At 64.1% G+C, this 21,718-nt stretch carries 20 protein-coding genes; 9 read left to right on the forward strand and 11 right to left on the reverse strand.

The annotated features are described in order from the left end of the window. The first annotated feature begins 14 nt into the window (after nucleotides 1–14). Both J2S96_RS00720 and J2S96_RS00725 read left to right on the forward strand, forming a co-directional pair. Complete coding sequence (locus tag J2S96_RS00720) at nucleotides 15–1,073, forward strand: NAD(P)-dependent alcohol dehydrogenase (RefSeq protein WP_306858913.1); 1,059 nt, start codon at nucleotides 15–17, stop codon at nucleotides 1,071–1,073. A 34-nt stretch (nucleotides 1,074–1,107) separates the two neighbouring features. After that, nucleotides 1,108–2,103, forward strand: coding sequence for a carbohydrate kinase family protein (locus J2S96_RS00725; RefSeq protein WP_306858915.1), 996 nt, complete (start codon nucleotides 1,108–1,110; stop codon nucleotides 2,101–2,103). 224 nt (nucleotides 2,104–2,327) lie between these two features. On the opposite strand, the gene J2S96_RS00730 is transcribed toward J2S96_RS00725, so the two are convergent. From J2S96_RS00730 to J2S96_RS00745, 4 genes are all read right to left on the reverse strand, one after another. Continuing rightward, a complete protein-coding gene (locus tag J2S96_RS00730) occupies nucleotides 2,328–3,359 on the reverse strand; it encodes a 2-keto-3-deoxygluconate permease (RefSeq protein ID WP_306858917.1) in 1,032 nt (343 codons plus the stop codon). Nucleotides 3,360–3,431: 72 nt separating this feature from the next. Continuing rightward, nucleotides 3,432–4,475: a zinc-dependent alcohol dehydrogenase gene (locus J2S96_RS00735; RefSeq protein WP_306858919.1), complete on the reverse strand. Its 1,044-nt coding sequence runs from the start codon at nucleotides 4,473–4,475 to the stop codon at nucleotides 3,432–3,434. 53 nt (nucleotides 4,476–4,528) lie between these two features. Continuing rightward, entirely contained in the window at nucleotides 4,529–5,827 is a 1,299-nt protein-coding gene (locus J2S96_RS00740) for a four-carbon acid sugar kinase family protein (RefSeq protein ID WP_306858921.1), read from the reverse strand. 1 nt (nucleotide 5,828) lies between these two features. Further along, nucleotides 5,829–7,094, reverse strand: a complete 1,266-nt coding sequence (locus J2S96_RS00745; RefSeq protein ID WP_306858923.1) for a RuBisCO large subunit C-terminal-like domain-containing protein — start codon at nucleotides 7,092–7,094, stop codon at nucleotides 5,829–5,831. A gap of 270 nt (nucleotides 7,095–7,364) precedes the next feature. Between J2S96_RS00745 and J2S96_RS00750 the strand changes: the two genes are divergently transcribed. The 4 genes from J2S96_RS00750 to J2S96_RS00765 all read left to right on the forward strand — a co-directional run bounded on the left by J2S96_RS00750 (nucleotide 7,365) and on the right by J2S96_RS00765 (nucleotide 9,637). Next, nucleotides 7,365–8,231, forward strand: coding sequence for a GntR family transcriptional regulator (locus tag J2S96_RS00750; protein ID WP_306858925.1), 867 nt, complete (start codon nucleotides 7,365–7,367; stop codon nucleotides 8,229–8,231). 118 nt (nucleotides 8,232–8,349) lie between these two features. Beyond that, nucleotides 8,350–8,544 (forward strand): type II toxin-antitoxin system RelE/ParE family toxin, encoded by a 195-nt coding sequence (locus tag J2S96_RS00755; RefSeq protein ID WP_306858927.1) that lies wholly within the window; start codon nucleotides 8,350–8,352, stop codon nucleotides 8,542–8,544. Beyond that, nucleotides 8,544–8,849 (forward strand): helix-turn-helix domain-containing protein, encoded by a 306-nt coding sequence (locus tag J2S96_RS00760; protein ID WP_306858929.1) that lies wholly within the window; start codon nucleotides 8,544–8,546, stop codon nucleotides 8,847–8,849. The genes J2S96_RS00755 and J2S96_RS00760 overlap by 1 nt, the downstream gene beginning before the upstream one ends. Nucleotides 8,850–9,406: 557 nt before the next feature. Continuing rightward, the gene (locus tag J2S96_RS00765) at nucleotides 9,407–9,637 is read left to right on the forward strand and encodes a hypothetical protein (protein ID WP_306858931.1); all 231 of its coding nucleotides are present in this window, start codon (nucleotides 9,407–9,409) and stop codon (nucleotides 9,635–9,637) included. Between the two features lie 115 nt (nucleotides 9,638–9,752). Here the strand turns inward: J2S96_RS00765 and J2S96_RS00770 are convergent, their stop codons facing one another. The 3 genes from J2S96_RS00770 to J2S96_RS00780 all read right to left on the reverse strand — a co-directional run bounded on the left by J2S96_RS00770 (nucleotide 9,753) and on the right by J2S96_RS00780 (nucleotide 13,228). Next, nucleotides 9,753–10,673 carry an aldose 1-epimerase family protein gene (locus J2S96_RS00770; RefSeq protein ID WP_306858932.1) on the reverse strand — a complete coding sequence of 307 codons (921 nt, stop codon included), beginning with the start codon at nucleotides 10,671–10,673 and terminating at the stop codon, nucleotides 9,753–9,755. Between the two features lie 79 nt (nucleotides 10,674–10,752). Next, nucleotides 10,753–11,958, reverse strand: a complete 1,206-nt coding sequence (locus tag J2S96_RS00775; RefSeq protein WP_306858933.1) for an ROK family protein — start codon at nucleotides 11,956–11,958, stop codon at nucleotides 10,753–10,755. A 10-nt stretch (nucleotides 11,959–11,968) separates the two neighbouring features. Continuing rightward, nucleotides 11,969–13,228 carry an FAD-binding protein gene (locus J2S96_RS00780; RefSeq protein ID WP_306858934.1) on the reverse strand — a complete coding sequence of 420 codons (1,260 nt, stop codon included), beginning with the start codon at nucleotides 13,226–13,228 and terminating at the stop codon, nucleotides 11,969–11,971. 202 nt (nucleotides 13,229–13,430) lie between these two features. On the opposite strand from J2S96_RS00780, the gene xylA reads away from it, so the two are divergent. The 3 genes from xylA (at nucleotide 13,431) to J2S96_RS00795 (ending at nucleotide 17,662) form a co-directional block, all read left to right on the forward strand. After that, nucleotides 13,431–14,621, forward strand: coding sequence for a xylose isomerase (gene xylA / locus J2S96_RS00785; RefSeq protein WP_306858935.1), 1,191 nt, complete (start codon nucleotides 13,431–13,433; stop codon nucleotides 14,619–14,621). Nucleotides 14,622–14,625: 4 nt separating this feature from the next. Next, nucleotides 14,626–16,143 carry a xylulokinase gene (gene xylB / locus J2S96_RS00790; protein ID WP_306859870.1) on the forward strand — a complete coding sequence of 506 codons (1,518 nt, stop codon included), beginning with the start codon at nucleotides 14,626–14,628 and terminating at the stop codon, nucleotides 16,141–16,143. A 304-nt stretch (nucleotides 16,144–16,447) separates the two neighbouring features. Next, a complete protein-coding gene (locus J2S96_RS00795) occupies nucleotides 16,448–17,662 on the forward strand; it encodes an ROK family transcriptional regulator (protein ID WP_306858937.1) in 1,215 nt (404 codons plus the stop codon). Here J2S96_RS00795 and J2S96_RS00800 read toward each other — a convergent pair. Genes J2S96_RS00800 through J2S96_RS00815 form a run of 4 tightly spaced genes read right to left on the reverse strand, consistent with a single transcriptional unit; the run spans nucleotide 17,644 to nucleotide 21,706 of the window. Next, nucleotides 17,644–18,765, reverse strand: a complete 1,122-nt coding sequence (locus J2S96_RS00800) for a Gfo/Idh/MocA family protein (RefSeq protein ID WP_306858939.1) — start codon at nucleotides 18,763–18,765, stop codon at nucleotides 17,644–17,646. The genes J2S96_RS00795 and J2S96_RS00800 overlap by 19 nt on opposite strands. Next, nucleotides 18,750–19,448 carry a ThuA domain-containing protein gene (locus J2S96_RS00805; RefSeq protein ID WP_306858941.1) on the reverse strand — a complete coding sequence of 233 codons (699 nt, stop codon included), beginning with the start codon at nucleotides 19,446–19,448 and terminating at the stop codon, nucleotides 18,750–18,752. The genes J2S96_RS00800 and J2S96_RS00805 overlap by 16 nt, the downstream gene beginning before the upstream one ends. 57 nt (nucleotides 19,449–19,505) lie before the next feature. Further along, nucleotides 19,506–20,510, reverse strand: a complete 1,005-nt coding sequence (locus J2S96_RS00810; RefSeq protein WP_306858942.1) for a sugar phosphate isomerase/epimerase family protein — start codon at nucleotides 20,508–20,510, stop codon at nucleotides 19,506–19,508. Next, nucleotides 20,507–21,706 carry a Gfo/Idh/MocA family protein gene (locus J2S96_RS00815; protein ID WP_306858944.1) on the reverse strand — a complete coding sequence of 400 codons (1,200 nt, stop codon included), beginning with the start codon at nucleotides 21,704–21,706 and terminating at the stop codon, nucleotides 20,507–20,509. The genes J2S96_RS00810 and J2S96_RS00815 overlap by 4 nt, the downstream gene beginning before the upstream one ends. Nucleotides 21,707–21,718: the final 12 nt, after the last annotated feature.

A 21,718-nucleotide genomic window follows, 5' to 3' on the forward strand; every position in this document is an offset into this window, starting at 1 on the left:
AGAGGACTACATCGATGACAACATCAACCGCACAAACCGCTGCGGGCTACTCCGCAACCCCGAAGACCATGCGCGCCTCGGTCCTGAAGCGCCAGGGTGATATGGCTGTGGAAACCCTGGAAGTCCCGCAGTTGGAACCCGATCAGGTCCTGGTGCAGGTCGCCGCCGTGGGCGTCTGCGGCAGCGACGTCCACTATTACGAGTACGGCCGGATCGGCGATTACGTCGTTGACCACCCGCTGATCCTGGGTCACGAACTCTCCGGCCGGATCGCCGCCGTCGGTAGCGCCGTTGACGCTGCCCGTATAGGCAAGCGGGTCGCCGTCGAACCCCAACGTCCCTGCCGCAAATGCAAGCAGTGCAAAGCCGGGCGCTACAACCTGTGCCCCGACATAGAGTTTTACGCCACCCCGCCGATCGACGGTGCTTTCGCCGAATATGTAACCATCCAGAGCGATTTCGCCTACGACATCCCGGACAGCGTCAGCGACGAGGCAGCGGCGCTTATCGAACCGCTATCGGTCGGGCTGTGGGCCTGCGAGCGGGCAGACATCCGCCCCGGTAGCCGCGTACTGATCGCTGGTGCCGGACCCATCGGAATTATTGCGGCACAGGCTGCGCGGGCGTTCGGTGCCAGCGAGATCTACATCAGCGACATCGCCGAAGACCGCCTGGCCTTCGCCCTCGAACACGGTGCAACCCACGCGCTCAACGCCAGGACTGACAACGTGGAAGGGCTTGACGTCGACGCATTCATTGACGCTTCCGGCGCACCGCAGGCGGTCCGTTCCGGTATCAAGGCTGTGGGGCCGGCGGGGAAGGTTGTCCTGGTGGGCCTTGGAGCCGACGACGTCGAGCTCCCTGTCTCCTACATCCAAAACCGGGAGATCTGGCTGTCGGGCGTTTTCCGCTACACCAACACCTGGCCATTGGCCATCCAGCTGATCGCCGACGGCAAGGTGGATCTGGACGTCCTGATCACCGGGAAGTTCACCCTCGCCGAGTCTGAAGAAGCGCTCAAAGCCGGCAAGCAGCCCGGACAGCTCAAAGCTGTCGTCTATCCGGGCCGCTGAGAACCCTGAGCCCCGAGCAGCAAGGAAGCAGCCCATGCCAACGCACCAGAATGGTCCCCAATCAGAACTCTTCGACGACGGTGCCCTGGTCACCGTGATCGGCGAATCACTCGTGGACATCATCGATGATCCACTCCGGGGAAGCGCCGCTCCACAGGCGCATCCGGGCGGCAGCCCCCTGAACGTTGCCGTCGGCTGCGCCCGCCTGGATCTCCGGACCACCCTTGTCACCCATTTCGCCGAAGATTCCCGTGGGGAGGTGATAGCTGAGCATCTGGAAAACAACGGTGTAGGTGCGATTGTCGGCGGCTCGCTGCCGACATCGACCGCATTGGCATCCCTGGACGCTACCGGGGCCGCGCAGTACACGTTCTCCATTAGCTGGGACATCAACGGAGCAGCCATCCCGGCCCTGGCTGCCGTGAAGGGCTCGCTCCATGTCCACACCGGTTCCATCGCGACGGTGCTGCACCCGGGCAAGACTTCGGTGCGGGGACTGATCGAGGCCGCACGGCCCCACGCCACCGTCAGCTTCGACCCGAACTGCCGGCCTGCCATCAGTTCAGATGTAACCCGGGCCCGCCAACAGGCGGAGGACTTTGTCGCGGTCAGCGACGTCGCCAAAGCCAGTGATGAGGACCTGCACTGGCTCTATCCAGGCAGGACCCTGGATGAAGCGATGGAAGCCTGGCTGAACCTCGGGCCGTCCATCGTGGCACTGACCCGCGGTGCCCAGGGGCCTGTCATCCTCAGCCGGACTGGCCGGGTTGAAATGCCCGGTGACGTGGTCACGGTGGAAGACACGGTCGGAGCCGGTGACTCCTTCATGGCAGGGCTGATCTCCGGCCTCGCGCAGATGGGTTTGCTCGGGGCAGAGGCAAGGGAACGCCTGAATGGCCTCACCCAGAACCAATTGCACGCCCTGGCCGCCTACGCGAACAGAGCAGCGGCCATCACCTGCTCCCGGAAAGGCGCCAACCCACCCACCTCAGCAGAGCTGGGTGCCCTGACCGGTTCCTACGCCGCATAGGAAGTACGAACATGCAGACGCTTAGCGGCGCTTCCCTTCCCGGACCGGGCGCCAAAAGAGCTGCTGGGCGGCGGCGGGTAACTCGTTGACTGACTTGGCAACGACCGCACCTGCCCCAGCGTCAAGACAAGCGCGAATCCCGCCGGCGTCGATGGTGGCCTCCGAAGAGCCGGCAATGACAGGGTTCTTGCACGCCCCGCCGGTTGCTTTTAGTACTGCGCGGGTCAGTTCTGGGGTTCTACTGCGTGCTTGGGGAGGAGCGCGTTCTCGTCCGTGGAGCTGTCTTGCGTGTTCTCTGGTCCTTCTTTCTTCTGCACCCGGCGGGCCCATGCCACGGTCAGGATCGGGCAGAGTACGGCCGAGACCACGACCGAAGCTGCAATCAATACAGTGGCGTGCTGTGCGGCTGGGGCATAAAGGGGGTTGGCCCCGGCCACGATGGCCGGGACGACCACGGCGTTTCCGGCTGTGGTGGCCGCGGCGAGTCCGGCCACCCCGTCTCCTCCGGTGAGTTTGTCGGCCAGCAGCAGCACCGCGCCGCCGATCAAGACGACGAACAGGCCCAGGGCGATGCCGAGCAGCCCTGCTTCTACGACGGCGTTGAGGTTGATGGTCAGCCCAAGGGACAGTCCGAGGAACGGCACCATGGCCGGCACCAGGGGGGCCAGGAGAATCCGCATGCTTTTGTCCAGGTTTCCGATCACCATGCCCAGCGCAAGCGGGAGGATGGCACCGACGAGCGCCTGCCAGGGGAACGCGGAAAGTCCGGCGATTCCGAGGGTGACCATGGTCAGGAAGGGGCCGGATTCGAGCGAGAGGATCGAGTAGGCGCCGGCGTCGCGTTTGCGCCCGAACTGCCCCATCAGGGACATGTAGAGTCCGCCGTTGGTGTCATTCAGTGCGGCCACGAGAGCGAGGGCCGAAAGCCCCGCGAAGATGCCGGAGCCGACGGGAGCCTCATGGAGGAAATTGCCGGCGATGACGCCCACGAGGATCGCTACGCCGATCTTGGCGCCCAGGAGCACGCCGCCTTTCTTCAGCATGTAGGGCGTTGCCTTGACTTCCAGTGTTGACCCGAGGCAGAAGTAGAACACGGCAAGGAGCGGGGTGAGGCCGGTGAAGAATGCCCCGGTGAAGGAGCCAAAGAACTCACCGCCTTTGGGGGCCAGGGTGTGGATGACGGCGCCGATGCACAAGGGCACCAGCATCATTCCGCCGGGGACTTTCTCCAGGAATTTCTTGATGGGAATCGACACTGATTTCTCCTATTGAATAGCTGTGTGGTTGGGAACTGCAGTTGGGGCTGCTGGTTCCGTTGCCGGGGTGGGTTAGCCGAGGCCAGGGATGAGCAGGACTTTGCAGGCGTCTCCGGTGAGGAGCTCGACGGCTTCGTCGATCTCGCTGAGCTTCTTGCGGTGGGTGATGAGCCAGTCGAGTTCGAGCTTGCCGGAGTCCAGCAGCAGCAGGCTTTGTTCCCATGTTTCCCAGAGCCGGCGGCCGAAGATGCCGCGCAGGGTGATGCCCTTTTTGTTGATGTACGCGGCGACGTCGACCTCAGCAGGGCGGCTGGGGTGCCCGACCGTGATGACAGTTGCTTCCCGGCGGACGGCTTCGAAGAGAGTGGCCAGGGTCCCGGGCGCGCCGGAGCATTCGAAGGCGACGTCGAAGCCGCCACGGCGGCCGGTCAGTTCGCGGCACCGGTCGATGATGCCGTCGTTGGGGTGCAGGGCGGTCGCGCCGAGCTTTTCGGCTTGGGCGCGGCGGTAGGGGTTGGGGTCGACGGCGATGACGTGGGAGGCACCCATGAGCAGTGCCAGGTTCACCACGACGAGGCCGACCGGGCCCGCACCGCTCACGAGCACGGCCCGACCGGCGACGGAGTAGTTGGCGCGCTGGATCGCGTGGACGGCGACGCCGGCGGCTTCGAGCAATGCCCCCGATTCGAGGGACAGGCCGGTGGGGAGCTTGACGCAGATGTCCTGCGGGACGGCCGCGTATTCGGCGAAGACACCGTCGATGTGCATGCCGAGGATTCCGGTGCGTTCGCAGGTGTGAGCGTCACCGGTGCGGCAGGGGAAGCACAGGCCGCAGGTCAGGTGGCTTTCGAGGGCGACCTGGTCGCCCACTTTGAGGCCGGTGACGCCGGGGCCGACCTCGACGATGGTTCCTGCGCCTTCGTGGCCGAGCGTGACCGGGAGGTTGAGGTTGAAGGCCTGGGCGGAGGGGGTCCATTCGTAGAGTTCACGGTCGGTGCCGCACAGGGAGGCTGCCCCGACTTCGATGACGACTGAGCCTTCTGTGGCCTTGGGATCGCCGGCGTCCGTGACGTAGGTGACGCCTCGTTCGGCTGCGTTTTTGACTACTGCCCGCATGGGGGCCGCCTTTCGTTGGTTCTTGTGATGCGTGGAGGAATTGTTCGGAGTTTCTAGCCGGGTAGCTGGCCGGCGAAGCTGCGCAGGATATCTGTGGGACCTACCTGTCCGCCCTTAAGCAGCAGCCTGCACCCGGCCGCGGCGGAGGCTCGGTCGGCCCGAAGGATGGGGCCGGCGGTGACGAACTGGTCCGAGACCCGCAGTTGGCGCACGCCCATGGCGATCAGTGCATGGCTGGAGGTATCACCGCCACAGACAGCGATGTCCCGGGTGAGCCCGGCATCGGCCATCCGCGCCGCGATGCCACCTATCAGGGTGCCGATGTAGCCGGCGTCCACTGGTGTGCTCGCACCGTAGCGGGGGTCTGCCGCGCCGCGGGTGGTGTGGACGACGACGTTTCGTCCTGCCCGTAGGGCGGCTGAAACGCGCTCATCGAGGGCAGCGACAAGGACGGTGTCATCGCGTTGCAGCAGCTCGGCAGGGACCGGGACGTCCTCCCAACCGTTCGAGATCGCATCGTTGATCTGCTCTGCTGTGGTGCTGGAGGCTGAGGCGCTGACGGCCAGCACCGGTCCGGACGGGCGCTGCGGGCCGGGTGTGCGTGGAGCCTGGTCTGAGATCGACCTTGCCAGCGCTGCCATGATGCCGCCTGATCCGACCACGATCGAGGGACCGTGACCGTGTTCTTCCCGGGTGAGGGCTTCTGCGACGGCATCCATGTGGTGTTCATCGACGGCGTCAACCACGAAGGCCCTCGCCCCGGGTTCCCGCCTCCGGCCCGCCCAAGCGTCCTTGAAGGTGCCGTCTTCATAAGCCGGCAGATGGATGGCCCCGGGTACCTGGTCGTCGCCGAGCTGTTCGGCCAGGACCTGACGCAGGTCCGCTTCGGACATGGGCGTTGAGGGGTGGCGGGACATGACCGGGTGTCGGTCCAGCCGATAGACCTGGCCTGCGTGGGTGGCGTAGTGGTTGCTGAAGGCGGTGTATCGGCCGAAAGCGGGTTGGGCCGGGACGACCGGGATGGGTCCGTGCAGCGGGAACTGCTGGTGGAGCAGCTGGATACCGCGGCCAATACTGCCGATAGTGGGGGAGCTGTCGAAGGTGGAGCAGACCTTGTAGAGCAGTACCTCCAGGTTCAGCGTGGCGATGCCTGCAAGGTCGCGGGTGACCAGGTTGTCGAAGGCTGTGCCGGACAGGGAACGGGCAGGCCCGGCGAACCCGACGACGTCGGTGTCCGTGGGCAGTGGGGCGTCCCCTATGACCAAGGCGGCTTCCAGCCCGTAGCGGTGGGCTTGGGCGAGGACGTCGGCGGCTCCGGTGAGGTCGTCGGCGACGAAACCGAAAGCGGGCATGTCAGGCACCTTTCGCGAATGTCTGGACTGCGTGCAGGAGAGCATCGTCTCCCGTGTCGGCGAGTTTGTCCGCTGCGCTCTGCAGCGGCACTCCGTCGACGGCTGCTTCCCAGGCCTGGCGGAGGCTGCGCACTCCGGCTCCTGGTCCGTCCGGGTGGGCGGCGACGCCGCCTCCGGCGAGCATCATCAGGTCGGTGGAACCCACTGCCTCGAAGGTGGGGCCCGGGGTGGTGACGTTCTGCCCGGAGGACAACACAGGCAACGGTGCGATGGTCTGTCCGAGAGGTGCGAGGAGGCTGCGGATGTTAGAGGCGACTTCTTCGTCGAGTTCGTAGAACTTGCTGCCCAGCCCGCTGGCGTGCAGGTGGTCGGCACCGGCCAGGCGGGCCATCTGTTGCCAGACCCGGTAATCCATGCCCAGGGCCTTGGACCGCATTGATGCTGCGAGACCGGCCCGGTGGCCGTGGATGGGAACCTCGGCGAAGCTGCGCAGCAACGCCAGGGCGGGCAGCCCCATCACGGGAATGTTCAGCATCACGCACCGGCCGCCGGCTTCAACAACCAGATCGTGGCGCTTTTGCAGGCCGGCGAGGTCACCGGTGATGTTGAAGGCATACATGGTGGCGTGCCCGGTGATCTGCTCGGCGGCACGGATCTCTTCGGTGGCGACCGCGACCCTGCGTTCCAACGGCAGATAGGCCGGATCAGTCATCAGCTCATCGTCCTTGATCAGGTCAATGGACGCCATCGCCAGGTCACGGACCACGAGCCGGAATTCATCTTCGGAAAGCCCGACGTTGGGCTTGACGATGGTGCCAACCATCACGCCCTGAACATCGCTCATGAGCTTGCGGGTCCCCTCGATACCGAAGGCCGGACCGGGGTGGGCGGCAATGAAGTCCTCCGGCAGCTGAATGTCCTGAAGACGGCAGGCGTAAAGATCGCCAAGCTCGAAGAGATTGCCTGCGATGGCTGTCTGCAGCGTCGCCAGGTCAGTGCCGACATTCTCCATCGGGAAGTCAACGGTGACCAGAGCGGCGCGGACCTTTTCCGGGTTCGCCCGTGATGGCAGGGAGGGGCGGCAAAAGCCGAGTTCCTGGACACCCGAGATCCGGGCCGCGTGTCGCTCCCGGATCCGGGCGGACTCGCCCGGTACCGGGAGGAAGGTGCCACTGGACTGCTCGCCAGCCATGATGGCTGCGGCTTTCTCCGGGTCAATCTCGGACTCAAGGTAGTAGGTGCAACGCACCGAGCGCGGGTCGCGCATGGACTCTCCAATTCAGGGGGATTTGAAACTTACGTATCCGACTGTCACCTGCAGGTACTTTCACTTCGCTCACGCGCCGATGCGGGCTTAAGCAGGTGACTCGGGACTTCGGGTTCACGGCATCTCCTGTGATCCGAGAAACGAAGTTGTACGTACCTTTGATACGTACAATAATGGGTGGTGTGGATCACGTCAAGGCCGCCCATCGTGGCCTCCCAGTCAGGGCAGCATCGTGGGGGCTAAGATTTGCACAGCGGCAGAGGAGTCAATGTGAGCTTGGAACCAGCAGAAACAGCGGAAGAGCAGCCCGGGCGCGTGAGCCCTCTGAACCGGGAAGGCGGGGGTCCTCTCCACGCCCAAATCCGGGACATCCTTCACCGGCAGATCTTGGATATGGGACTGTCCCCGGGCTCTTCGCTGCCTACCGAAGAGGAACTGCAGAGACAGTTTGGCGTCTCCCGCAGCGTGGTGCGCCAGGCCTTGTCCGGCCTCGCCGATCTCGGCCTGATTCGCCGCCAGCGCGGCCGCGGCAGCGTCGTCGCCGCAACACCTGTCCTTCGCCGGCACGTCCAGCGCGCGGGTGGGCTGGACGAACAAGCCGCAGCACACGGCCAACGCCTGCGCACTCACGTCCTCACCGTGGAACCATCCGAACCACCCTTGGCAGGCATCGAGGCCCTCAACACCACCAACACCTGGAAAATCGAGCGGGTCCGCTACCTCGATGACCTGCCCGTGGCTTTCATGCGAACCTGGGTCCCGCGCGACTTCTTCCCGCACTTCACAGTAGAACTGCTGGAAGACGCGTCACTCCTGAGCCTGATGCGGGACCACGGATACCACCCAGCAGGCGGCCCCCGCCAAGTACAGGCCGTGGCTTCAGATCATGACCTGGCCCGGAAGCTGAACATCAACACCCGGGAACCGCTACTCCTGCTCCAAGGCGTAACCCGCGACGCTCTCGGTCATGGTCTCGAATGGTTCAACGTGTGGCACAGCCCAAACACCGTTTTCGATGTCGACGCACAAGTGACCACCCAACCCGGACGCGTCTCGCAAGAGCGCATCCGGCGCCTTCGTAGCTTGACCCAGCAACTTGAATCAGAACTAGCCAATCTCGAGCGAGGGGCGCACTAGAAGGCCGCGATCCCTCTGCTCAGATCTAGTCATTCTCCGAACATTGGTGTCCCATAACCGATGGGTCTAAATTCCAAGGTTTCGAGACAGCCTGGGCGTGCGCGGTAGGCGCTGGAACATGAAGGAACTTCGGCCGGGGTCGAGTGGCCGGTCGGAGCTGCGGATCTTGTTCGTCTTTGACCCTGAAATGGATGCGATCCTGCTGGTCGCAGGTGACAAGGCCGGCAACTGGAGCAAGTGGTACAAAACGAACATCCCGATTGCGGATGACCTGTTCGATGATCATCTGAGAATTCTGAAAGGAGGATCGTAATGGCAAAGACTATCGAAGAGATGCTGGCCAAGCGGACTGTTGACCGGGCTGCTGTGGACGCCCAGAAGAAGCATCTGCTCGATGAGGTCAGGGCTTACCGGCTTCGGCAGCTCCGCGAGGCATCGGAGTTGACGCAGGTCGAGTTGGCTGCACGTCTGCACGTCAGCCAGAACAGGGTCTCTCGCATTGAGCACGGCGACATCGATCGCGCCCAGGTCGACACGCTGCGGACATACGTCGAAGCGGTCGGTGGCCGGCTTCGTGTCGAGGTTGAACTCGGCGACGAACGGATCCAGATCGCTTGACCCGGCGACCTGTTCCTGGACGTTTGAACAACTTGGGCGTGGCTGGGAAGCGGGTTCAAAGCCGAAAAATGGGGTGTGCACAATGTGCACACTCTGGCCGTCGGACTCGGCCGTGCCGGGGGTCGGATCGGGCCGTACTCGGCATGTTTTGGGAACTTCCCTCTGTTTCCGGGGTCTGGAACCCGGTTCGAGTCGCACCTCGGGCACGTTTTCCCAGCTCAGGGGCCCTTTTTGGGCCTCGGGGGGTATAAATGTTCACGAATGGGCCCCTTTGGGGGCCTTTTTGTGGCCGGGTGCCTCGCTTTCCTTGCGTCGGGTGGCGGGTTCTGCGGTCTTGTTTCTTCATGGTGATCTCCGGCTCAACGACATGACACGGAGTGTTTGTCCCGTTCAGCTTCTGAAAGTGAAAGATTCCGGAAGAATTAGGCCTGAACGATTTGGCGGACTGTCTGGTCGGTTGGCCGACTCGTATCCCGAGATTTGCGAGCGGCCTTCCTTATTGTGAGCGACCTGCCTGTAGCTTCTACTCGTTCATGGGCGGTTCTGGGGCGGACAACATGACGTGGCCTGGAGCCTTCTTTGGCCGGAACGCCAAGACGGTCGAACAGGCTTGCTGGTGCGTCGTCGTCTCCGTGCTCGGGCGTCACCTACTGTGGATCAGCGCAACTAAGCTCGTCGACACGACGGCGTGGGCAGTTCTGCATCACATGGCAAAAGCCGGAACCATCGACACTCAGACCCTCTCCGCCCTCACAGAGGCAATGGAGGCACAAATACCGCGGAATTGAGGCCGAACGTGTTTTGAGCCGGCGCGTCGGCAAGAAACGCTCCTCACGGCGAAATGCGCGGACCTAGATAATGAACGTCTGGCGCAGGCTCCTGGCTGATCGTGACAGTGAGGGCTTACCGTTGACGGTACCGGATGCCCCAGCTGGCTTCCCAGACCTCTCCGGGTTCCAGCCAGCGCAGGCCTTCGCCGCTGTTGAAGGCATCGGCGGGCGCCGTCATCGGTTCGACCGCGACGGCGGTCACCATGCCGCCCTCGGCGGCGAAGTCCTGGGTGGTGAAGGCTTGGACGTAGCCGAAGGACGCGTCCATGATTAGCTGGACCCGGCTGCCGTCAGGTGCTTCAAGATAGTGCACTGAGCTACCGTCGCTTTCCCTGCGGACGTCGCCCCAGGCATCGTCGAGGTCCACGGCGCCAACAAGCTGGCCCGACCGGAAATCGTGGATGGTCCCTGCCACAGCCTTCGTGATTCCGCTCGGAATCAGGCGTTCGTCCACCTCGATGTGGGTATCGGCGTTGATGTAGAGCGTGAGTTCTTGCGTGGGTACGCTGCCCAGTCTGAGGAAAGGATGGGCACCGAGGGCGACAGGGGCGGAACGGGGTCCGGTATTTTCTAGCCGGTGCGTGACCAATAGCCCGTCCACCACAAGCTGATAGCGGACCGACGCCGACAGCTCAAAGGGGTACCCGGGCTGCTGCGAGATCCCGGCGTCGAGCGTGATGCTATCAGCGGTGCGGGCACTAACCCCGAAGTGAGTGCGCGTCAGCAATCCATGCAAGGCATTCCCGTTATCCGGTTCGGTGATGTCCAGTTGCTGGGCGACGCCGTTGTATTTCCACTTGCCTCCGGCCACACGATTGGGCCAGGGGGCCAGGACCCAGCCCGCACACCACGGCGGTTGGGCATCGGAGGGATAGTCCTGGACCAAGGCTACGCCGTCGACGTCGAGCTCCCGCAGGCTGGCGGCGACTTCCGTCACGACGGCGCGCTGGTTGCGGCCGCCGAGGCTGGCGGTCAGCTCAAAATGTTGGCCCATGGGCGAAGATATCTGTTGCGACGCGGCTTGGGGCGGGGTGGCTTGATTCGGCATGGTTGACCTGACTGTGCGGTGAGGATTAGGAAGCAGGAGCAGGGAAAGCACCGGCAGGGTCCGCGAGGAACTGGGTGAAGGCCAATTCGGCTGCGCCGATCATCATCAGATCCGAGCCGAGGGCAGCACGGCTGATCTTGACCTGGCCGGCCGGGCCGTCCATTGCTTGGGAATGGAGCAAGTTGTCCAGTGTTCCGGGCGACAGCGAATGCAGCGTGCCAAGGAAACCATCCAGGACAATCGCTTCCGGGTTGAAGGTGTTCACCGCATTTCGAAGCGTTATGCCAAGGTACTCGAGCTGGCGTGCCACTTCCGCAGCTACCGATTGGCTGCTGTTCTCGCGGAGAGCTTGCTCGAGCTGGCTGGCGTCGCCGCCACCCAGCCCGGAGAGCTCGAAGAGGTGAGACTGGGAGACTTCGGTTTCGAGGCAGCCCGTGGCACCGCAGTGGCAAGGTTTACCCGAGGAGCGGACAAAGGTGTGTCCAAGTTCGCCTGCGTAGCCGGATGCGCCCCGGAGCAATGCCCCGCCGGCGATGATTCCGCCGCCGATCCCGCTGGCCCCACCGTTGAGGTAGATGAGGTTTTTCTGACCGGCCCCCGCACCGAAAAGGAGCTCACCTTCCGCCCCCAGCGAAGCGTCGTTGGCAGCGTGGCATCGGTACCCGGTGGCCTCGCTGAGCATTGCCGCCACAGGCTCATTGCGCCAGGCCAGGTGCGGGGCGTGCCGCACCACGCCGTCGTCGCGGTTGACCAGGCCGGGCACGGCGATGCCCACACCGGTGACCCGGTATGAAGTGTCGAGCTCGGAGCGCATTCCCGCAATGACTGCGGCGGCGATGTTTACGGCTTCCTTGGCAGTGGGAATGCGTTCGGTGTCGAAACGGATCTTTTTCTGGACCTTCCCCCCGAGGCTGACGAGCCCAATGGTAATCGCATCGACCTCCGGGTTCACGGCCAGGGCGGCGATGGACGGTGTGGGATGGACTTCCGGGCTCGGCCTGCCCACCTGGGCCCCACCGGACGGCGCAGTCTCATACACGACTTCCAAGTCAACGAGCTGCCCTATCAGCGTCCCTACAGTGGAGCGGTTCAGTCCCGTCCGTTTGGTCAGCTGGGCGCGGCTGAGCACGCCGTTGTGATGGACCAAGGAAGTCAGGAGGGCCAGGTTGTTCCGCCGTGACGGATCCGGTTCGCTAGCCGGGGCGGGAGCTCGGGTGGGGGAGGGCATCATCGCGACAATATCAGCTCCCGAACACGGTCCGGTCCAGAAAGCCGTTGCGGAACTTTCCAGAAGGATCCAGGCGCTCAGCCAGGGCGATGAAGTCGCCGAAGCGCGGATACAGGGGCGCGATGGCGGCAGCACCGGCATCGAACACTTTGCCCCAGTGCGGCCTGGCCGAGAACGGGGCCAGTTCCGATTCGAGCTGCGGCAAAATGGCTTCGACCGCGGGCTGGTCCGGGCGCCAGGTGAAGTGCAATCCGATGCCGTCCCGGCCGTAGTTGGGGCTGAGCCAGAGCTTGTCTGCCGCTACCGTCCGGATTTCGCCAACCAGCAGCAGAGGGGTCACCACACTGGAGAGCCTGCGCATGGTGCGGAGGGCGTCGACTGCGTGTTCACGGGGAATGAGGTACTCGCTTTGCAGCTCGTCGCCCTGGCTCGGGGTGAATTCCATCCTGAAGTGGGCCAGTCGGTCGGACCAGGGCCCGGCAACGCCGAGCTGCTGGGTGCAGTTGATGCCTGACACGCCGGGAAGGGGATGCAGGGCCTCGGTGGCAGCAGTTCCGTCGAAGAACCTTCCCGGCGATGGATCATTGCTGCGCCCCTTGAGCCACGCCTGCCCCACAGTTTCCCCGCTCCAGTCCGTGAAGAGGCTGACGCTGTAGGCGGAGGAGGTTATCCGGTCGAAGTTCTCCATGACCAGATCCCAGCTGAGGTTTTCGAAGACGTTCTGGGCGACGTCGAAAGTCGGCTGGATGTCCAGGGTCAGCTTGGTGACGATGCCCAGGGCGCCGAGTCCCACCACCATGCCGTCGAAGTCCGGGTCCCCGCGGCGGACGCCGAGAATGGTGCCGTCCGCGGTGAGCAGTTCAAGGCCAGCGACGGCGGTGGCGAGGTTGCCGTTGGCGTCACCGGAGCCGTGTGTGGCGGTGGCGACGGCTCCTGCCACGGAAATGTGGGGGAGCGAGGCCAGATTGTGGAGGGCGAAACCTTGGCGCTGAAGTTCGGCTGCGAGAGTGCCGTAGCGCGTACCACCGCTCACCGTGACGGTCATGTTCGCCGCATCCACGCTGATGCCAGGATCCAGACGGTCGAGCACTACGAGGGTACCGGCCGTGTCCGCGATGGAGTTGAAGGAATGCCTCGAGCCAAGCGCGCGGATCTTCTTGGCGCCTGCCACGAGCCCTTGGAGTTCCTCCACGCTGGCGGGATGGGCGAGCTGCGTTGCCTGGTAGCTGTAATTTCCTGCCCAGTTGCGCTCGGCCACCAGCTGATCGGTCACGTTGAATCCTTCGCTTGAGGGCACGATGGCCCTTATTTGATGTTCCTAACAACATAATCGCCCGGTCGTCGCAGCGCCAGACCATTTCGGTATTCTCGGCGGCTGGATGAATAATCTTGTCGAACCCAAGTGGTTGACATCACAAGAATTCATAATATGTTGGATAGGGAAACAAACTCACCTCAACTACCTGGAGCATTCAATGACGATTCAGCCCACCCGTGAAGACAAGTTTTCGTTCGGTCTCTGGACAGTGGGTTGGGAGGCGCAGGACCAGTTCGGTTCGGCCACCCGCCCGCCGCTGGACACTGTGGAAGCCGTCAACCGTCTCAGCGACCTTGGCGCCTACGGAATCACTTTCCACGACAATGATCTCTTCCCCTTCGGTTGCTCGGCGGCCGATCGTCAGCGCGAAATCGACCGGCTGCAAGGTGCCCTCAAGGCCACAGGGATGATCGTTCCCATGGTCACCACCAATCTGTTCAGCCACCCTGTCTTCAAGGATGGAGGTTTCACGAGCAACGATCGCGGCGTCCGTCGCTTCGCGCTGCGCAAGGTGCTGGACAACATCGATCTCGCCGCTGAACTGGGTGCCGAAACTTTCGTCATGTGGGGCGGCCGCGAAGGCAGCGAGTACGACGCAGCCAAGGACATTCGCGGTGCGCTGGAACGCTACCGCGAGGCGGTGAACCTGCTGTGCGACTACGTCACGGATAAGGGCTACAACATCCGGTTCGCGATCGAACCGAAGCCGAACGAACCCCGCGGCGACATCCTCCTGCCCACCCTCGGCCACGCTCTGGCGTTCATCGAAACCCTCGAGCGTCCCGAGCTTGTGGGAATCAACCCGGAGACCGGGCACGAGCAGATGGCCGGCCTGAACTTCACGCACGGCATCGCCCAGGCGCTGTACCAAGGCAAGCTCTTCCACATCGATCTCAATGGCCAGCGCAGCATTAAGTTCGACCAGGATCTGGTGTTCGGCCACGGCGACCTCCAGAACGCGTTCTCACTGGTTGACCTGCTCGAAAACGGTGGACCCGACGGCGGCCCGTCCTACCAAGGTCCTCGCCACTTCGACTACAAGCCCAGCCGCACCGAAGATATCGACGGAGTGTGGGACTCTGCGGCCGCGAACATGCAGACCTACCTGCTCCTGAAGGAACGCGCCAAGGCATTCCGCGCCGACCCCGAGGTCCAGGCTGCCCTCCAGGCTTCGCGCGTCTCGGAAATCAACGAGCCAACCTTGAACCCAGGCGAAGGCTATGAGCAGCTTCGCGCGGACAAGTCCGCCTACGAGGACTTTGACGCTGATGCCTACTTCGGCGGCAAGGGCTTCGGATTCGTGAAGCTTCAGCAGCTCTTCATTGAGCACCTCCTCGGAGCGCGCTGATCTCATGACATTGGTGGCCGGGGTTGATTCCTCTACTCAAAGCTGCAAAGTGGTGATCCTTGATGCGGAAAGCGGCACCTTGGTGCGCGAAGGCCGGGCGAGCCACCCGGATGGAACGGAAGTTCATCCGGACGAGTGGTGGCGGGCGCTTTCCGAAGCGTTCGACGACGCAGGCGGTCTGGCCGATGTCAGCGGCCTGTCCGTCGGCGGCCAACAGCACGGCATGGTGCTGCTGGACCGCGACGGCAACGTCTTGCGGCCTGCGTTGCTCTGGAACGACACACGCTCGGCCGGCTCCGCGGAAGATCTCACCGCCGAAATAGGGGCGGAGGACTTCGCCCGGCGAACCGGGCTGGTACCCGTGGCTTCCTTCACCATCACCAAGATCCGCTGGATCAGGGACAACGAACCAGAAAACCTAGCCAAGGTGGCCGCCGTCGCCCTGCCCCACGACTGGCTTACCTGGCGGCTCCGAGGCTACGGCCCGGCTGGCTCCAGCCCGATGGGGCCGAACCTGGACGAGCTGACAACGGACCGCTCGGATGCCAGCGGCACCGGCTATTGGAGCCCACGGACTGGGCATTACGATCTGGACTTGTTCAAACTGGCGTTCGGCCAAGACGCCCGGGAAGCCTCGCGGGACACACCTCAAGCAGGCGAAGCAAAGCCGGCGCCCGGCGTCGTCGTTCTTCCCCGCGTGCTGGGCCCGGGTGAAACAGCAGGGCGCGTGCATCCGGCATGTTTCGGCGGCACCGGCGGAAGCGAGGCGTCGGGCGGTGGAATCCTGCTTGGCATAGGAGCGGGAGACAACGCCGCCGCGGCACTGGGACTCGGAGCCAAACCCGGCGACGTCGTCGTGTCCGTGGGGACCAGCGGTACAGTGTTCGCCGTCGACTCCTCACCCGTACATGATGCGAGCGGGACCGTGGCGGGATTCGCGGATGCGAGTGGGGAGTACTTGCCCATAGCAGTGACACTGAACGCCGCCCGTGTGCTCAGCTCGGTTGCCGCAGTGCTCGACGTCGACTTCGACGAGCTTTCCCGGCTCGCCTTGGAAGCCGAACCTGGTGCGGGAGGTGTTGTGCTGGTGCCGTATTTCGAGGGGGAACGGACCCCCAATCTGCCGCATGCGAAAGCCAGCTTCCATGGGCTCAGCATCGCCTCCACCACCCGGCCGAACATCGCACGGGCAGCCATCGAAGGCATGCTGTGCGGACTCGCCGGAGGCCTGGACGCGCTGCGTGCCCAAGGAGTTCGCGCGGAACGGTTGCTGATGATTGGCGGTGCCGTACAGAACCCCGCGGTCCAACGGATTGCGGTCCAGGTGTTCGACCTGCCGGTGGTGGTTCCGAGCCCAGGTGAATACGTTGCGCGGGGGGCGGCCGTTCAGGCGGCGTGGGCGCTCGCCGGGTTCCGCCCGGATTGGCCCGTGGCCCTGGACGCCACCCCCGAGCCGGATTTCCGGGCTTCGATCGGGCAGAACTACAGGATGGTCAGTGCCCGCGTTGACTCCGACGACTGAACCGCTGCTCGCCAGGACCGCTTTTTGATTCCCTGAACCAAGACCCGGTACCTGCATCGGGCAAGCCCGTCCGGTGGGAGTCATTTCCACGGACGGATCCCGCGGTGGACGTCGTGTATGTGGCAACGCCGCACGCGAGCCACTACACCGTGGCGAAGGCTCAGCTACCCGCCGGACCAAGGGAGGGTGCCCTCGGCGACGCAGGATGGTCGCCTGCCCGCGTGGCACGACTCAAATGGCCTGCAACCTCGGATCACTGAATGATGATGTAAGTCACGCAGTCAAACAGGATCCCGGAGGAAACATGTCCACCATGCCATCACCCGGGAGGGTGGGCGATGTCCGAAGGCGGAATGTGGCACTTGTGCTCGCCGGGATCCAGAAGAATGACGGGACCACGCGCGCCCAGCTTGCCGCGGAAAGCGGTCTGACGAAAGCTTCGGTTTCAAGCATCGTTACCGACTTGCTCGAAGCCGGCCTGGTGCGGGAAACAAGTGTCACCCGCGACGGCGAACGCGGAAGGCCGGGAACCGGCCTTGTCCTCAATCCGGCCCGCGGTGCCTTGGCTGCGGAAATCAATGTAGATTACCTCGCGGTGGGGGTCTTGGACTTCAAAGGGGATCTGACCTTCCACGAAACGCTTGAACGGCATAACCGCGGAAGCTTGCCCTCCGATATCCTGCCGCTGCTCGTCGCCATGGCGCAGCGGGCCGTAACAAAGGCGGCGGCCGCCGGCGTCGAACTTCTTGGCGGGGAACTGACCGTGCCTGGGTTGGTGGATGTGGAACGCAACGTTGTGCTGGCCGCACCAAACTTGGGCTGGGCCGACGTCGAGCTCTCCGAAGAGCTGCCCAAGCTCCTGCCCGTAGCCCCGTTCGGAGTCTCCCTCTCGAACGAGGCCAATAGCGCAGCGCTCGCGGAACTCTGGTTCGGCCACGGCGCGGATAACCGCACAAGCGAGCGGTTCCGGGATTTCCTGTACATCTCCGGCGAAGTGGGTGTTGGTGGCGGGCTGGTCATAGATTCGCAGCTTTTCGCCGGCCCGCAAGGTCATGCCGGGGAGATTGGCCATGTGGTGGTGCATCCCGACGGTCCGGTGTGCGCCTGCGGCGGGCACGGTTGCCTTGAGGCGTTCGCGGGCCAGAACGCCATATATTCCGCTGCCGGAATCGAATGGGATTCGACCTCCCGGCAAATGGCCCTCTTGCTCCAACTCGCCCATGACGGCGATGAGCGGGCTGTTTCAGCAGTGGAACAGGCCGGACGCTACCTCGGAGTCGCCGTTGCCTCGACGGCGCGATTCGCGAACATTTCCGCCGTCGTGCTCGGGGGTCATTTCGTTGTACTTGAGGAATTGATCACTCCCGCGCTGCGCCGGAGCTTGGACCGCCACGCGCCGGGACTGATCCCGGAAGGAAACGTGGCCGTCTCCGGACTGGGGCAGACGGCTGCCCTCAGGGGTGCCGCAGAAGCCTCAGTCCGGAGAATTTTGAACCAGGCCTACGAGCTGATTCCCTGAACTTCCGCGAGCGGGGAAGCCAGGGCGGTCAGTTCCACGAGTTCCGGCCGCGCAACCGTGCTTTCGATCGACACCGCTGAGCCACTGGCGGCAGATGCCAATACAGATTCCATGACCTCCAGCGCATGGAATGCAAGTTCGCCGCCGGCACGTGGTTCGGCCCCGGCCGGAGTTGCCGCGAGGTCGGCGATGCCGAAGCCCCGGCCCGAATCGATGTAGCCGGCCGAAACCGGAAGAGTCTGCCAGGAGTCGGCGCCGAGCGTGAAAAGCTCAACGTCGCCGTCGAAGTGGTTCGGATCGGGAACCACCAGGGACCCTGCCGCGCCGTGAATCTCGATGTTGGAAGACTTGGTTTTCACAGCGTCAAAGCTCATCACAAGAGTGGACAGGGCGCCGGAGGCATGGACCAGGACCCCGGTCACGTGCGAATCGATGGTCACTGGGATCAATTCGCCCTCGCGCGGGCCCGAACCGATGGTGCGCGAGCCCCGTGTGTGGCTTCCCGCTCCGATGACCGAGACTACCGGGCCCAGCAACGTGACCAGCGCAGTCACGTAATAGGGGCCCATGTCCAGCAGCGGTCCACCGCCGGGTTGGTAGTAGAAATCCGGATTGGGGTGCCAGCGCTCGTGTCCCGGCGTGACCATGGTTGCCGTGGCCGATATCGGCGAACCAATCAGGCCGTCGTCGATCGCTTTGCGGGCCGTCTGGATGCCGGTACCGAGCACCGTATCCGGCGCGCAGCCGACCACGACGCCGGCCGCCCGCGCCACGTCGAGCACTTGCCGTGCCTCGGCTGTAGTCGCGGCGAGCGGCTTTTCCCCATACACGCTCTTGCCTGCGGCGATCGCCCTCAAAGCGATCGGCGCATGCGCGGCCGGAATGGTGAGGTTAAGGACGAGCTCGACGTCGTCCGCCGCCAAGAGTTCGTCGACGGTCACTGCGCGGACGCCGTCGTAGGAGTCTGCAACCGCCTGAGCGCGCGCGCGATCGAGATCCGCCACGGCCACTAGGTCGATGGCATCCAGCCGGCGGAAGTTTGTGAGGTACTGGGCGATGATGGCGCCGCAGCCAATAATTCCGACCTTTAGCGGCTTGCCCACAGCATGCCCCTTTCAATGATGGTGCGGACATTGCTGTCCTCGAGGATTTCTACGCGGTGGCCCGGGGTGCAGACGAAAATCCGCCCCTTCCCCCACTGCCGGGTCCAAATGGCAGGGGAGGTGACCTCCCGGTTCCACTGGTCCCATTCCCTGACCTTTTGGGTGGTTGTGGCGAGGACGTCGATGTAGTCGTCCGACAGCACCCAGTACTGCTCGGTAATCAACTCGAAGTCGCCGATGCCCTGCGTGATGGGATGGCTCGCGGCAGCCGGGAGCATGTCTACCGTGTACGGCACGTAATTATCCGACTGCTCGCCAATGCGCTCGTCCGGATGTTTGCCGGGATGGCAGGCGAACTGCCCGCCGATCATATGCCGGTAGTCCGAGTTGTTCCGGTAGGAGTCGGCGATCCCGCCGTGCCAGCCGGCAAGGCCCGCCCCGTTTTCGACGGCAGTGCGGAGTCCCTCGAATTCGTCCTTCTCGATGGTGGACATGGTCATGCATTGCACGATCACGTCCACGCCGGACATAAATGCCGAATCGGCGTATACCTTGGGGGATTCCTCGACCCGGACGTTGTAGCCGTTGTCCTTGAGGAACGGGATAAAGAGTTCCGTGGCCTCGAATGGCTGGTGGCCATCCCAGCCGCCACGGACCACCAGGGCGGTCTTATTGTCGGTCATGGTTTCCTTTGGTTGGTTGTGGAGGACGACGGCGGTCCCGCGCCTGCTGCGCGGAGGTCACCGGGTGCTGAAGGCGGAGTCGAACGCGGCAGCCGGGGGTGCGATGCGCGCCAAACCCCGGACGAGCTCGAGTGACTGGGGTGCTCCGATGAGCCGGTCCATGCCGGCGTCTTCCCACTCGACGCTCGTGGGACCGTCGTAGCCGATCGCATTGAGCGTGCGGAAGATTGGTTCCCACTGGACATGTCCATGGCCGGCGGTGACGAAGTCCCAGCCGCGTCGCGGGTCGGCCCAGGCCAGGTGCGAGCCGAGGCGGCCGTTGCGCCCGTCGAGCTGGCGGATGGATTCCTTGACGTGGACGTGGAAGATCTTCTCGGCGAAGTCCTGCAGGAACATCACCGGGTCCAGATCCTGCCAGATGAAGTGGGAGGGGTCGAAGTTCAAGCCGAAGCTCTTCCGGTGCCCGATTGCCTCCAGCGTGCGCTTGGCCGTCCAGTAGTCGTATGCGATCTCGGACGGATGGACTTCCAGGGCGAAGCGAACGCCTACCTCGTCGAAGACATCCAGGATCGGGTTCCAGCGGTCGGCGAAATCCTGGTAACCGGCCTCGATCATCGACGCCGACGCGGGAGGGAACATGGCCACGGCTTTCCAGATCGAAGAGCCTGTAAACCCTGTGACGGTCTTGACGCCGAGCCGGGCGGCGGCCCTCGCGGTTGCTTTCATGACCTCCGCTGCGCGTCGGCGCACCCCTTCGGCTTCGCCGTCGCCCCAGACCGCGGGGGACAGGATGTCGCGGTGGCGCTCATCGATCGGGTCGTCGCACACGGCCTGGCCCGTGAGGTGGTTGGCGATGGCGAAGACTTCCAGCCCGTTCTTGTCCAGGATGTGCAGGCGTGACTGGAGGTAGGCGTCGTCCTCCACGGCCCGGACGGGATCGAGATGATCGCCCCAACACGCGATTTCCAGCCCGTCGAAACCCCACTGGCCCGCAAGGCGTGCGACTTCCTCGAATGGCAGGTCGGCCCACTGGCCCGTGAACAACGTGATCGGCCGGGTCATGGCTGCACCTTCTGCCAGCGGCTGTCCTCGGCGGCGCTCGCTTCGACGGCCGCCAATACCTTTTGTACTTGCAAGGCCTCGGAGAACGACGGCGAGGGCTGCTCTCCTGCGCCGATCGCGGCGACCAGGTCCACTACTTGGTGCGTGAAGCCATGTTCGTAGCCAAGACCGTGGCCGGTGGGCCACCAATTGCCGACATAGGGGTGCTCCGGTTCCGTGACGAAGATCCTTCGGAACCCGGCGTCGGGCGATTCTGCGGCCTCGTAGAAGGAGAGGCTGTTCATGTCCTCAAAGTCGAACGCGAGGGATGCCGTGGTGCCATTGACTTCCAGGCGCATGGCGTTCTTGCGTCCCAGTGCGAAGCGCGTGGCTTCGAAAACCCCGACGGCGCCCGTGGAAGTACCGCCGCCGTCGAACTTTGCGCTGAAAATTGCAGCGTCATCAACAGTGACCGTGCCGCGCGGCGCGTCCACGCCCACGTTCCCGTGGCCGCCCAAGCCCACGAGGTCACCGACCAAGGGCCGCTCGTGGACGAACGTTTCCAGGAGGGCCGAGACCCCAACGATGTTCTGCCCGGTGACCCACTGGGCGGCGTCGATGCTGTGCGCACCGATGTCGCCCAGGGAACCGGATCCAGATTTCGACTTGTCCAACCGCCAGGTCATGGGCGCGTTTTCGTCGCTCAGCCAGTCCTGGAGGTATTGCGCCCGCACATGCCGGATGTCGCCGAGGCGCCCCTCGTCGACCATCCGTTTGGCCAGTGCCAGCGCGGGCGTGCGGCGGTAACTGAACCCGCACATCGAGAGGACCCCCCGTTGGGCCGCGGCCTGCGCCGCTTCGGTCATGCGCTCAGCTTCCTCGACGGAGTTGGCCAGCGGCTTTTCGCAGAGGACATGCTTGCCGGCTTCGAGGGCCGCGATCGCAATTTCAGTGTGCGTATTCCCTGGCGTGCAGATGTCGATCAGGTCGATGTCGTCCCGCTCGACGAGCCGTCGCCAATCCGTCTCCACGGATCCCCAGCCGAGCTTGCGCGCGGCGGCGCGGACACCGTCGTCGTTCCTTCCGGCGAGGGCGGTGAGCTGGGGGTCCAGCGGGAGATCGAAGAATCGCGGCGCTGTCCGCCAGGCGTGCGAGTGGGCGGCGCCCATGAACGCGTAGCCGACCATGCCGACACGCAATGGCTTTGCGGTGGTCAATGTGTTTCCTTT

It is taken from the genome of Arthrobacter bambusae (assembly GCF_030812595.1).
Taxonomy (GTDB): Bacteria; Actinomycetota; Actinomycetes; order Actinomycetales; family Micrococcaceae; genus Arthrobacter; species Arthrobacter bambusae_B.